Origin of the sequence: Allostella sp. (genome assembly GCF_041913585.1) — a bacterium.
GTDB lineage: Bacteria > Pseudomonadota > Alphaproteobacteria > ATCC43930 > Allostellaceae > Allostella.
Genome location: NZ_JAYSFE010000133.1, coordinates 1 through 11,995, shown reverse-complemented (window position 1 = coordinate 11,995; position 11,995 = coordinate 1). Strand labels below are relative to the sequence as shown.

The window sequence follows — 11,995 nt, the reverse complement described above, 5'->3', positions numbered from 1 at the left end:
TCGAAGCCGGCCAGCGTGTCGGCCGCGGCGCTGCCGTAGAGGGTGTCGCTGCCGTCGAGCAGATACCGGACATATCCGAGCACGTCGCCGTCGTCGCGGAATCCGGCGAAGGTCGCGACATCGACATCGGCCCCCGTCAGGTCGTAGACGCGGGCACTCGCGCCGTCGCTGACCGAGTATTCGGCGATCGTTCCGCCGGTCGGCTCGACGCGCCCACCACCCGCCGGATAGGTGAAGGCGCCGGTGATCGCCGAGCTGTCGCCGTCCGGTTGGAGCGCGACCACCGTCGTCGCGTTGGCGACCAGGATCACCGAACCGGCCGGCAGCGGAAGGAGCTGGTCCGAAAAGACGTCGAGCGACTGCGATGCGGCGATGAACGCCATTGTGCCTGCCTCCTGTTGCGACAGCCCCCCACGCGGCGGCCGGCCTCCGCCGGCCGGCCTCCGATGTCCGAAACTAGACTCGGGCGCCCCCGGACCGCAACCGCCGATGGCGGCGGCGCCAGCGCCGGTGGCTGGACAGGCGGCGGCCGCCGGACGAGTATGCGCCGCCCTTGCCGGAGATCGTCGGAACCATGAAGCTCCTGTCCTTCACCGCGAACGGTCGCGACAGCTACGGCGCCCTGGTCGGCGACGGGGTCGTCGACCTCGGCGCCCGCCTCGGCCTGCGCCTGCCGACGCTGCGGGCCCTGATCGCCGCCGGCGCCTATGGCGAGGCGGCGGCCCTGGTGGCCAAGGGCAAGGCCGACCACGCGCTCGCCGACATCCGCTTCCGGCCGGTCATCCCCGATCCCGGGAAGATCGTCTGCATCGGCCTCAACTACCGCGACCATGTCGCCGAGGGCGGCCGCGACGTGACCGAGAAGCCGGTGATCTTCGCCCGCTTCGCCGACAGCCAGATCGGCCATGGCGAGCCGATGGTCCGCCCGCGCGTCTCCGACAAGCTCGACTACGAGGGCGAGCTCGCGATCGTCATCGGCCGCCCCGGGCGGCATATCGTCGAGCGGGATGCGCTCGCCCACGTCGCCGGATATGCCTGCTACAACGACGGTTCCGTCCGCGACTGGCAACGGCACACGCACCAGTTCACGCCCGGCAAGAACTTCGCCGGCACCGGCGCCTTCGGTCCGTGGCTGGTGACGGCCGACGAGATTCCGGACCCGACGCGCCTGCGCCTGACGACGCGCCTCAACGGCGGGGTGCGGCAGGACACGACCACGGACATGATGATCTTCTCGATCCCGGAGCAGATCGCCTACATTTCGACCTTCACGCCACTGGCGCCGGGCGACGTCATCGTCACCGGCACCCCGGGGGGCGTCGGCTCGCGCCGCAACCCGCCCGAGTACATGCGGGCCGGCGACGTGATCGAGGTCGAGATCTCCGGCGTCGGGCTGCTGCGCAATCCGGTGGTCGACGAGTGACGGGCCGCCCGGCCCCCCGCGGAGCAGAACAGGACGAGGAGGCAACATGGCGGACCTGAGCGGACCGACGACGGTCAACGGCGGCATCATCTTCGGGGCTTTCGTCGAAGACGACATCCTGACCGGTTCGGACGTCGCGGATTCGATCCGCGGCGGCGCCGGCGACGACACGATCTTCGGGCGCGGCGGCAACGATCAGCTCTTCGGCGACAATCACGACGACTGGCTGAACGGCAATACCGGCGAGGACCTGCTGCGCGGCGACAACGGCGACGACTCGCTGCTGGGCGGCCAGGGCCAGGACTATGTCTATGGCGACTTCGGCGCCGACTGGCTGAACGGCAATCTCGGCAACGACAACGTCTTCGGCGCCGCGGGCAACGATACCGCCCATGGCGGCCAGGGCATGGATTTCCTCTTCACCGGATCGGACGACGACTTCCTGGCCGGCGACCGCGACAACGACACGCTGCAAGGCGGCGTCGGGGCCGACCGCTTCTTCTTCGGCGAGGCGTGCGGGATCGACCGGATCGACGACTTCCTGCCCGGCACCGACCGCATCCTGGTCGACCTCGAGGAAGGGGCGATCAACGGCACGGCCATCGCCTCGATCGAGGACCTGATCGCGCACATCGTCGACACCGACCAGGGCGCCTTCGTGCCCCTCGGCACGAGCGGCGAAGGCGTCTATCTCGTCGGCATCACCCGGGCGCAGCTGACCGCGGGCGACTTCGAGCTCGTGTAGCGCCGCGGGCCGGGCGCGTCGCGACGACGTTCGACCGGCCCGCCGACCCTATTCCGCCGGGGCCGGCTGCAGGCCGGCCTCCGGTCGCGGGCCCTCCGCGCGCACCCGGAAGGCGAGCGCGTAGAGCGCCGGCAGGAAGAAGAGGGTGAGCAGGGTGGCGACGATCAGCCCACCCATGATGGTGACCGCCATCGGTCCCCAGAAGACGCTCTGCGACAGCGGGATCATGGCGAGGATCGCCGCCAGCGCGGTCAGCACCACCGGCCGCGAGCGGCGGACGGTGGCGTCGATGATCGCGCGGTGCCGGCCGTGGCCGGCGGCGACGTCGTGCTCGATCTGGTCGACCAGGATGACCGAGTTGCGCATGATCATGCCGGAGAGCGCGAGCAGGCCGAGCAGGGCCACGAAGCCGAACGGACGTCCGGTCGCCAGCAGCATCCCGGCGGCGCCGATGATGCCGAGCGGGGCGGTCGAAATGACCAGCGCGAGGCGCCCGAAGCTCTGGAGCTGGATCATCAGCAGGGTCAGCATGACGAGCAGCGTCACCGGTAGGACGGCGGCGATCGATGCGTTCGCCTTGGCGCTTTCCTCGGCCGAGCCGCCGGTCTCGATGCGGTAGCCGGGGGGGAGGGTGGCGGCGATCGCCGCCATCCGCGGCTGCAGCGCCCGGGTGACGTCCGGCGGCTGCACCCCGTCGACGACGTCGCCGCGCACCGTCATGACGATGTCGCGGTTGCGCCGCCACAGGATCGGCTCCTCGAACCCGTACTCGACGCGCGCGACCTGGTTGAGCGGCACCGGCACGCCGCCGCGGGTGGCGACCGTCAGTTCCGGCAGCCGATCGAGGGACAGGCGCTCCTCGGGGACGGCGCGGGCGACGACGTCGACCAGTTCGATGCCGCGGCGCTGCTGGGTCACGGTGTAGCCGTCGAGCAGGGTCGCCAGGGTCTGCCCGATCTCCTGCGGGGTCAGGCCCAGCGCCCGGGCACGGTCCTGGTCGACGGCGAGGCGGATGCGCTTCGCCTGTTCGCCCCAGTTCGGATGCGGGTCGACGACGCGCGGGTCCTGCTGCATCGCGGTGCGGACCCTGGTCGCGATCTCCCGGACCTTCGCGGCGTCCGGTCCGGCGACCCGGAACTGCACGGGAAAGCCGACCGGCGGACCGAAGACGAAGCGATCGACGCGCACCCGCGCCTGCGACAGGGCGCCGCCGGCGATCGCCCGGTCGAGCCGCGCCTTGATGCGCTCGCGCGCCTCGGTGTCGCGGGCGAGGATGACGATCTGCGAGAAGTTGGGGTTCGGCAGCGCCGGGTTGAGCCCGAGCCAGAAGCGCGGCGAGCCCTGGCCGACATAGGTCGTGTAGGTGACGATGTCGGGATCGCCGACCAGCATCTTCTCGGCCGCCTCGGCGGTGGCGAGGCTGGCGCCGATGGCGGTGCCCTCGGGCATCCGCATCTCGAGGAACAGTTCCGGCCGCGTCGAGGTCGGGAAGAACTGCTGCTGCACCATGCCGAAGGCCCAGATCGAGACGCCGAGCATGGCGATCGTCAGGCCGACGACGGCGACGCGCCAGCGCACGCAGGCGGCGACCACGGCACGGAGTGCGCGGTAGATCCGCGTGTCGTAGATGGCGTCGGGGTCGCCGTGCCGCGCCCGCTTGGAAAAGTCGGGCAGCAGCTTGAAGCCGAGATAGGGGGTGAAGACCACCGCCACCAGCCACGACACGACGAGCGCCAGCCCGACCACCCAGAAGATGCCGCCGGCATACTCGCCGGACGACGAGCGGGCGAAGCCGACCGGCAGGAACCCCGCCGCCGTGACCAGGGTCCCCGTCAGCATCGGAAACGCCGTCGAGGTCCAGGCGTAGCTGGCCGCCGCCGTGCGCTCCCAGCCCTGCTCCATCTTCACCACCATCATCTCGATGGCGATGATGGCGTCGTCGACCAGGAGCCCGAGCGCGATGATGAGGGCGCCCAGCGTGATCCGGTGCAGCGGCACCCCGGCGGCGTACATGACGAGGAAGACGATCGCCAGCACCAGCGGCACCGACAGGGCGACGACGATCCCGGTGCGGAACCCGAGCGACAGCAGGCTGACGATCATGACGATCGCCAGCGCCTCGGCGAAGACCTTGACGAATTCGGCGATCGATTCCCCGACCACCTTCGGCTGGTCGGCGATCTGCGTCAGTTCGATGCCGACCGGCAGCTCGGCGCGGATCGCTTCCATCGTCCGCCCGAGGTTGCGACCGAGCTCCAGGATGTCGGTGCCCTCGGCCATGGCGGCGCCGATGCCGATCGCCGGGCGGCCCTCCTGCCGGACCAGGAAGCGCGGCGGGTCCTGGTAGCCGGCGGAGACCGTGGCGATGTCGCCGAGCCGGAAGACGCGGCCGCCGGACGCCACCGGCACCGCGGCGATCGCGGCGGTGCCGCCGAGCGCGCCCTCGACGCGGACATTGACGCGGTCCGCGTCGGTGTCGACCCCGCCCGCCGGCACGACGGCGTTCTGGCGGGCGACGCTGTCGAAGATCTGCTGCGGCGTGATGCCCAGCGTTGCCAGCCGGGCGTGGCTGAACTCGATGTGGATGCGCTCCGGCTGGGCGCCGATGATGTCGACCTTGGTGATGCCGGGGACGCGCAGGACGGCCTGGCGGATGTCCTCGGCCCGGTTCTTCAGCTCGGCCATGGACAGCCCGTCGGCCGCCAGCATGTAGAGCACCGAGTAGACGTCGCCGTACTCGTCGTTGAACCAGGGGCCGTTGACCCCCGCCGGCAGTTCGCCGCGGATGTCGCCGACCTTCTTGCGCACCTGGTACCAGAGGTCGCCGACCTGGCCGGGCGGCGTCGTGTCCCGGAGAACGAGCTGGACCACGGCCGAACCCGGCCGCGTGTAGGTCTCGACCCGGTCGAGATGGGGCAGCTCCTGCAGCTTCTTCTCGATGCGGTCGGCGACCTGGGTGCGCATCTCGTCGGCGGTGGCGCCCGGCCAGTCGGCCGAGACGATCATCACCTTGATGGTGAAGCTCGGGTCCTCGGCGCGTCCGAGCTTCAGGTAGGCGTAGACGCCTCCGGCGGCGACGACCAGCATGAGGTAGAGGACCAGCGCCCGGTGGGCGATCGCCCAGGCCGACAGGTTGAAGCCGCGCATGGCACCGGGCTCCGAAGCGGAAGCGGGCAGGGACGGGTCAGCGCAGCGGCAGGGGGCGGACCTTGCGGCCGGCCTCCAGCTTCTGCACGCCCAGCGTCACGATCGTCTCCCCGTCGCTCAGGCCGTCGGTGACGGCGGCGGTGCGGCTGCCGAAGGTGGCGACCGTGACCGGCCGCTCCAGCAGCGTCTCGGTCCTGGGGTCGACGACATAGACATGCGGGCCGGCGCCGCGGTTGACGATCGCCGACAGCGGCACCTGGGCCGCGGCCACCTGCTCCTGCCGGGTCAGGGTGACGGTCGCGGTCATGCCGAAGGCGGCTTCGGGCCCGGCCTCCTCGATCCGGAAGCGGGCGGCATAGGTGCGCGTCGCCGGGTCGGCCTGGGGCGACAGCTCGCGCAGGCTGGCGCGATAGGGGCGCACGTCCTGCGACCACAGGCGCACCACCGCGCTCGCGGCCGGAGCGTCGGCGAGCCAGGTCTCCGGCAGCGCCACCAGGGCTTCGCGCTCGATGGTCTGGGCGACCCGGACCACGGCCTGGCCGATCGCCACCACCTGGCCCGCCTCGACCGGCGCCGCCGTGACGACGCCGTCGGCGCTCGCCCGCAATTCGCCGTATTCGAGCTGGTTGCGGGCCAGTTCGAGCGACCGCCGCGCGCGCTTGGCGCGCCCTTCCGCCTCGTCGCGGGCCGCCTTCTTGCGGTCGTAGTCGGCGGCTGCGGCGAAGCCGCTGCTGCGCAGGCCGGCATAGCGGCGCTCGTCCGCCGCCGCCTGGGCGAGGCTGGAGGTGGCCGCCGCCAGTTCGGCCTCCGTGCTCTCGACCTGCAGGCGCAGGTCGGTCGTGTCGAGGCGGGCGACGAGGTCGCCCTTGCGCACCGGGTCGCCGACATTCACCGGCCGCTCGACGACCTTGCCGGCGACGCGGAAGCCGAGATCCGTCTCGTAGCGGGGCTGGACCACGCCGACGAAGGTGCGGGCGGTCTCGCTCGGCTGGAAGGTGACGCGGTCGACCTGGACGCGCGGCGGCGTCGGCTCGCGGGCGACGGCCTCGTCACGCTTGCAGGCGGCGATGCCGCCGGCGACGGCAACGAGGGCCAGCGCGGCGGCGGTGCGGAGGAGGATCTGACGCTGCATCGGATGGTTCCTTTCCGATCGATCGCCTAACGATTGAGCATTGACGAATCTGCTAATTCGTCACAATGCGGACAAAAAAATCAGCGCAGCGCCCGGCACAGGAAGCGCACGGTCGCCTGCGCCTCGCCTTCCAGGTCGTCGTCGACATGCTGCTGGATGATGAGCGGGTGGCAGAAGCGGGTGAAGCAGCCGAAGACGACGCGTGCCGTCTGCTGCGGGTCGACATCCCCGACCTCGCCGGTCTCGATCCCGGAGCGGACCACCGCCTCGATCAGCCCGGCCAGCGCCCGCTTGTGCTCCTCGATCGAATCCCAGCTGTGCTCCATCGCCACCAGGACGATGTCGTGGAGCCGCCGCTCGTTCAGGAAATTGGCCTTGTGGTAGCGGATGATCGACAGCACGAAGCGCTCCAGCCGGTCGGCCACCGGGGCCTTGGCGAACGCGATCTGGGTCAGTTCGGCGTGGATGTGCGCCAGATGCTGCTGGCAGATCGCCTCGACCAGGGCGTTCTTGGAGGCGAAGAACCGGTAGACGTTGGCCGGCGACATGCCGAGTTCGGCGGCGATGTCGGCGACCGCGGTCTTGGCGAAGCCGAGGCGGCGGAACAGCTCCTCGGACTTCTCGAGGATGCGGCTGCGGGTCTCGTCGGCGCTGGCGCGGGGGCGGTGGAGAAGGGCCATGGTCCGGTGGATTTCGATGAATGACGAAATCCGTAATTCATCATTCGTCAGAACGCAAGCGGGAATCCGCGCCGCCGCGGCAATCTCGGGCTCGACGGCCGCCGCCCGCCGCCGCACCCTGGGCCGATGGCGACGCAAGCGAATCAATGGTCGGGCCGGATCGGCTTCCTCATGGCCTCGATCGGCTCGGCGGTCGGCCTCGGGTCGATCTGGAAGTTCCCCTACGAGGTCGGTGAGAACGGCGGCGGGGCCTTCCTCGCCTTCTATCTCCTCGGCATGGTGCTGGTGGTGGTGCCGCTGCTGCTGGCGGAATTCGCGATGGGCCGCCGCGGCGGCGGCGACGTGCTGACCAGCATCGCCGTCTGCGCCGAGGCCGCCGGCCGCTCGCCCGCCTGGCGCTGGGGCGGGGCGATCGCCATTCTCGGCGGCTTCCTTATCCTCACCTACTACGCCGTGATCGCCGGCATGACCCTGGACTATGCACTGGCGGCGGCGGCCGGCCGCTTCACCGGCATCGACGCCGCAGGGGCGCGGGCCGGCTTCGAGGCGCTCGCGGCCGACCCCTGGCGGCTCGCCCTGTGGCAGGCCCTGTTCCTGGGGCTCACCGTCGCGATCGTGGCGCGCGGCATCGGCGGCGGCATCGAGCGGGCCTGCACCTGGCTGATGCCGGTCCTCGTCCTCCTGGTGGTGCTGCTGGTCGTCCACGGCGCCGCCGGGGACGGGTTTGCGGCGGCGGCGCGCTTCCTCTTCGAGCCGCGGCCGGGCGCCATCACGGCGCGCACCGCAATCGAGGCACTGGGACTGGGCTTCTTCTCGATCGGGGTGGGGCTCGGCGTGATGGTCACCTACGCGGCCTATGCGGGCGCCGACATCCGGCTCGGCTCGGCCGCCGCGGTCGTCATCCTCGGCGACACCGCGCTCTCGGTGCTGGCCGGTCTTGCCGTCTTCCCGCTGGTCTTTGCCCATGGGCTCGACCCGGCGGGGGGCGCCAGCCTCGTGTTCGTCACGCTGCCGATCGCCTTCGGCGGCATCGCCGGCGGCGCCGTCCTCGGATTCCTCTTCTTCGTCCTGCTGGCGGTCGCCGCGCTCGCTTCCGCCATGTCGCTCCTGGAACTGCTGGTGGCGCCGCTCGTCCAGCGCGCCGGCTGGGGACGCGGGCCGGCGGCACTCGTCTCGGGCCTCGCGGTCTTCCTCGGCGGGATCCCGACCGTCCTCTCCTTCAACCGCTGGCAGGACGTGCGGCCGCTGGCCTACCTCGCCGGCTGGGAGGACGCGGACATCTTCGAGACGGTGGACATCGCTGCCTCCAATCTCCTGCTGCCGGCGGCCGGCATCGCCTTCGCGCTGTTCGTCGGCTTCGTCATGGGGCCGGCGGCGGTGGCGACGGCGCTCGGCCTGTCGGAGCGCCGGGCCGGCTGGCTCGCGGCCGCGCTGCGCTGGGTGGTCCCGCCGGCCATCGCCGCCTTCGTGATCGTGGGATTCGCCTGAGCCGCGTCGCCAATTCCGGTTTGACCGCGCCTCCTCCTTCCCGCACCATCCCGGGCGATACGAAAGAGGCGCGCGCCGCCGGCCGCACAGGCCGGCGGGGACGACGACCTCGCCCAACGACCCGTAGGGAGGGGACATCCATGAACCGCATCGTTGCGGCGGCCGTCCCGGCCGCGCTCGCCACGCTCATCGCCGCACCGGCGCTCGCTGCCGTCGACGGTCCCAAGGTCGCCTGGGATCTCTCGGTCTGGGGCCCGCCGCGCGCCTTCACCGCCGGCATCGAGGCCCTGTCCAAGCACGTCGCCGGCGAGACCGGCGGCAAGTTCACGATCAAGATCCACTATGGCGACGCGCTCTCGAAGGGGCCGGACAACCTCGACAACATCAAGCTCGGCGCCTTCGAGATGGCGCAGATCTGCACCGGCTACCATCCGGGCAAGAACCCGGCGATCACCGTGCTCGACCTGCCGGGCCTGCCGCTCGTCGACCCCGACATCCATGCCCGCGTCCACGACATCGTCTACAAGCACCCCGCCATCGTCGCCGAGTTCAAGCGCTGGAACGCGGTGCTGCTGATGTCGGTGCTGCAGCCGCAGTCCGAACTGATGGGCACCGGCGAGCCGCCGGTGAAGGTCGAGATGTTCAAGGGCATGCGGGTGCGCGCCCTGGGCGGCACCGGCGACGCGCTGCGCAACCTCGGCGCCGTGCCGACCTCGGTGCCCGCGCCCGAGGTCTACAACTCACTGGAGCGCGGCGTCTTCCGGGCGGCGGCCTTCCCCTACACCTACGCCTTCGCGGCCTACAAGATCGAGGAGATCGCGAAGTGGTACACGACCAACCTCGGTCCCGGCGCCAACAACTGCCCGACCATCGTCAATGAGCAGGCGCTGAACAAGCTGCCGCCGCAGTACCGGGCGCTGATCGACTCCGGCCGGCCGATCGCCTACGAGGCCCTGAAGAAGGCCCAGAAGGAGACGGACGAGAAGAACCTCGCGGCGTGGCAGAAGCGCGGATTGACCGCGATCAAGTATGACGAGACGGAACTGGCGAAGTTCCGCGACCTCGGTGCGCGCCCGGTGTGGGACGCCTGGGTGAAGGAGATGTCGGCCAAGAACATCCCCGCCAAGGAACTGCTCGACCTCGTCGTCGCCGAGGCCGACAAGGCGAAGAAGGCGCTCGGCCGCTAGGCGGGCGGAACCGGAACACGGGGCCCGAGCGCGATGATCGCCCCCGGGCGGCCGCTCGGTCCGGGGGCGGGCGCGCTCGCGCTCGCCGACCGGGCGCTGATGAGGATCGAACTGGCGACGGCCATCGTCGCCGGGCTCATCATCTTCTTCGTGATGTGGGTCGGGGTCGCCGAGATCCTGCTGCGCAAGGGCTTCAACGCCCCGCTCTACGGTCAGCTCGATCTCATCGAGCAGACGATGGCGCTCTACGCGATCCTGCCGATTTCCTACTGCTGGCGGCTCGCGGGCCACATCCGCGTCGACCTGCTGGTCGACCGGTTCCGCGGCCGCGGGCGATGGGTGGTCGAGGCGCTGACGAGCCTGGCCGCCCTCGCCCTGGTCACGGCCCTGTGGCCGGGCGTGCTCCACTTCTTCGACAACGCGCTGGAGATCGGCGATTCGACGATGAACACGCGCTGGCCGACCTGGCCGTCCAAGGCCGTGCCGGTGGTGGCGTTCTCGATCCTGTGGCTCCGCCTGCTGCTCGAACTGGCGGGCTTCGCGCGCCTCGTCGCCCATCCCGAGGCGACGCCGATCGCCGTGCCCGCGCATCCCGACCCGGTGCGCGAGGCGGTGGGGGACGCCGCCCCGGATTCCGGGCACCGGTAGGGGGCGGCGATGGAACCCGTCCAGTACGGCGTCCTCGGCATGATCGCGCTCGCGGTCATGATCGTCCTCGGCGTCCGCATCTTCGTCGCCGCCGGCATCGTCGGCTTCTGCGGCCTGTGGGCGCTCCGGGGCTTCGACAAGGCGGTCGGCATCTCCGGCCACATTCCCTATTCCGACACCACCAACTACGCCCTGTCGGTGCTGCCGCTCTTCATCCTGATCGGGCACCTGGCGCATCACGCCGGCATCGTCCAGGGCGCCTACCGCTGCGCACGGGCCTGGCTCGGCTGGCTGCCCGGCGGCCTCGGCATCGCCACCATCTTCGCCGCGGCCGGCTTTGCCGCGGTCTCGGGCGCGAGCACGGCGACCGCCGCGGTGTTCTCCCGGATCGCCCTGCCGGAGCTGCTCAAGGCGCGCTACCACCCCAGCATCGCCTCGGCCCTGGTGGCGGCCGGCGGCACGCTCGCCTCGCTCATCCCGCCGTCGGCGATCATGGTCGTCTACGGCATCATCACCGAGACCTCGATCGGCGGGCTGCTGCTGGCCGGGTTCATCCCCGGGATCATCTCGGCGGCGGTCTATGCCTCCGCGGTCTTCCTCCGCTTCGTCCTCAATCCGGGGCTGGGGGAGGCGACGCCGGATCCCGGCTGGAAGGAGCGGATCGAGACCCTGCCGGAGATCGCGCCGATCGTCTTCGTCATCGGTGCGGTGCTGGGCGGGATGTATACCGGCTGGGCGACTCCGACCGAGGTCGGCGCGCTCGGCGCCTTCATCATCTTCGTCATGGCGCTCGCCCGCCGCACGCTCTCCGGCCGCGGCCTGCTCGACTCGCTGGTCGAGACGGCGAAGCTCTCGGTGATGATCTTCTCGATCATCTGGGGCGTGCTCATCTTCGTCCGCTTCCTCGCCTTCGCCGGGGTCTCGTCGGCCTTCGCCGGCTGGATCCAGGCGCTCGGCGTCTCGCCCTACCTCGTGCTCTTCTGCGTCCTCGTCCTCTACATCGTGCTCGGCATGTTCATGGACGGCATCGGCATGCTGCTGCTGACGCTGCCGGTGATCTCGCCGGTCATGAACAGCCTGGGCTTCGACCCGATCTGGTTCGGCATCATCGTCGTCAAGATGGTCGAGATCGGGCTCTTGACGCCGCCCGTCGGCCTCAACTGCTACGTCGTCGCCGGGGTGCGGCCGGACATACCGTTGCAGCAGATCTTCCGCGGCGTCTGGCCGTTCGTCATCGCCGACCTCGCCTGCGTTGGCCTGTTCATCGCGTTTCCGGGTATCGTCACCTTCCTTCCGCGCCTCGTCATGGCCGGCTGAGCATCCTGGGGAGCCTCCACCGATGACCGTGATCCTCGGCAGCGGCGAGCACCGCTACCGCGTCAATGCCGACTGGGCGAAGCTGCCCGACGGGTGGTCCTTCACCGACGTCGCCGGCGTCGCCGTCGACGGCGACCTCCGGGTGTACCTCTTCAATCGCGGCGAGCACCCCATGGTGGTGTTAGTTCGCCAGGGCCACCTCCAGCGCGGCAGGGGCGAGGGCGTGTG

At 70.8% G+C, this 11,995-nt stretch carries 11 protein-coding genes; 7 read left to right on the top strand and 4 right to left on the bottom strand.

All coding sequences use genetic code 11. From position 1 onward, the window contains the following. Nucleotides 1–383: hypothetical protein (locus ACE3Q3_RS19910; RefSeq protein WP_374448989.1), on the bottom strand; the 383-nt coding region annotated here is incomplete at its 3' end. A gap of 191 nt (nt 384–574) precedes the next feature. Between ACE3Q3_RS19910 and ACE3Q3_RS19905 the strand changes: the two genes are divergently transcribed. Both ACE3Q3_RS19905 and ACE3Q3_RS19900 read left to right on the top strand, forming a co-directional pair. Beyond that, a complete protein-coding gene (locus tag ACE3Q3_RS19905; RefSeq protein WP_374448988.1) occupies nt 575–1,423 on the top strand; it encodes a fumarylacetoacetate hydrolase family protein in 849 nt (282 codons plus the stop codon). A 46-nt stretch (nt 1,424–1,469) separates the two neighbouring features. After that, nucleotides 1,470–2,168, top strand: coding sequence for a calcium-binding protein (locus ACE3Q3_RS19900; RefSeq protein WP_374448987.1), 699 nt, complete (start codon nt 1,470–1,472; stop codon nt 2,166–2,168). Nucleotides 2,169–2,216: 48 nt separating this feature from the next. On the opposite strand, the gene ACE3Q3_RS19895 is transcribed toward ACE3Q3_RS19900, so the two are convergent. The 3 genes from ACE3Q3_RS19895 to ACE3Q3_RS19885 form a co-directional block, all read right to left on the bottom strand. Then, nucleotides 2,217–5,315 (bottom strand): efflux RND transporter permease subunit, encoded by a 3,099-nt coding sequence (locus ACE3Q3_RS19895; RefSeq protein WP_374448986.1) that lies wholly within the window; start codon nt 5,313–5,315, stop codon nt 2,217–2,219. A gap of 37 nt (nt 5,316–5,352) precedes the next feature. Beyond that, nucleotides 5,353–6,447 carry an efflux RND transporter periplasmic adaptor subunit gene (locus tag ACE3Q3_RS19890; protein ID WP_374448985.1) on the bottom strand — a complete coding sequence of 365 codons (1,095 nt, stop codon included), beginning with the start codon at nt 6,445–6,447 and terminating at the stop codon, nt 5,353–5,355. An 80-nt stretch (nt 6,448–6,527) separates the two neighbouring features. Continuing rightward, complete coding sequence (locus tag ACE3Q3_RS19885; protein ID WP_374448984.1) at nt 6,528–7,127, bottom strand: TetR/AcrR family transcriptional regulator; 600 nt, start codon at nt 7,125–7,127, stop codon at nt 6,528–6,530. A 126-nt stretch (nt 7,128–7,253) separates the two neighbouring features. Here ACE3Q3_RS19885 and ACE3Q3_RS19880 point away from each other — a divergent pair, with 126 nt between their 5' ends. From ACE3Q3_RS19880 to ACE3Q3_RS19860, 5 genes are all read left to right on the top strand, one after another. Beyond that, nucleotides 7,254–8,615, top strand: a complete 1,362-nt coding sequence (locus ACE3Q3_RS19880; RefSeq protein ID WP_374448983.1) for a sodium-dependent transporter — start codon at nt 7,254–7,256, stop codon at nt 8,613–8,615. A gap of 140 nt (nt 8,616–8,755) precedes the next feature. Continuing rightward, nucleotides 8,756–9,802, top strand: a complete 1,047-nt coding sequence (gene dctP / locus ACE3Q3_RS19875) for a TRAP transporter substrate-binding protein DctP (RefSeq protein WP_374448982.1) — start codon at nt 8,756–8,758, stop codon at nt 9,800–9,802. A 33-nt stretch (nt 9,803–9,835) separates the two neighbouring features. Continuing rightward, nucleotides 9,836–10,450, top strand: a complete 615-nt coding sequence (locus ACE3Q3_RS19870) for a TRAP transporter small permease subunit (RefSeq protein ID WP_374448981.1) — start codon at nt 9,836–9,838, stop codon at nt 10,448–10,450. A 9-nt stretch (nt 10,451–10,459) separates the two neighbouring features. Further along, on the top strand, nt 10,460–11,767 hold the full coding sequence (locus tag ACE3Q3_RS19865) for a TRAP transporter large permease (protein ID WP_374448980.1): 1,308 nt from the start codon (nt 10,460–10,462) through the stop codon (nt 11,765–11,767). A 22-nt stretch (nt 11,768–11,789) separates the two neighbouring features. Further along, a partial coding sequence (locus tag ACE3Q3_RS19860) for a hypothetical protein (protein ID WP_374448979.1) occupies nt 11,790–11,995 on the top strand: 206 nt, incomplete at its 3' end.

Excerpts from the sequence above, each read along its gene's own strand:
- dctP (WP_374448982.1), top strand. The coding sequence starts at position 8,756 with ATGAACCGCATCGTTGCGGCGGCCGTCCCGGCCGCGCTCGCCACGCTC.
- ACE3Q3_RS19870 (WP_374448981.1), top strand. The coding sequence starts at position 9,836 with ATGATCGCCCCCGGGCGGCCGCTCGGTCCGGGGGCGGGCGCGCTCGCG.
- ACE3Q3_RS19905 (WP_374448988.1), top strand. The coding sequence starts at position 575 with ATGAAGCTCCTGTCCTTCACCGCGAACGGTCGCGACAGCTACGGCGCC.
- ACE3Q3_RS19895 (WP_374448986.1), bottom strand. The coding sequence starts at position 5,315 with ATGCGCGGCTTCAACCTGTCGGCCTGGGCGATCGCCCACCGGGCGCTG.
- ACE3Q3_RS19900 (WP_374448987.1), top strand. The coding sequence starts at position 1,470 with ATGGCGGACCTGAGCGGACCGACGACGGTCAACGGCGGCATCATCTTC.
- ACE3Q3_RS19880 (WP_374448983.1), top strand. The coding sequence starts at position 7,254 with ATGGCGACGCAAGCGAATCAATGGTCGGGCCGGATCGGCTTCCTCATG.
- ACE3Q3_RS19890 (WP_374448985.1), bottom strand. The coding sequence starts at position 6,447 with ATGCAGCGTCAGATCCTCCTCCGCACCGCCGCCGCGCTGGCCCTCGTT.
- ACE3Q3_RS19865 (WP_374448980.1), top strand. The coding sequence starts at position 10,460 with ATGGAACCCGTCCAGTACGGCGTCCTCGGCATGATCGCGCTCGCGGTC.
- ACE3Q3_RS19885 (WP_374448984.1), bottom strand. The coding sequence starts at position 7,127 with ATGGCCCTTCTCCACCGCCCCCGCGCCAGCGCCGACGAGACCCGCAGC.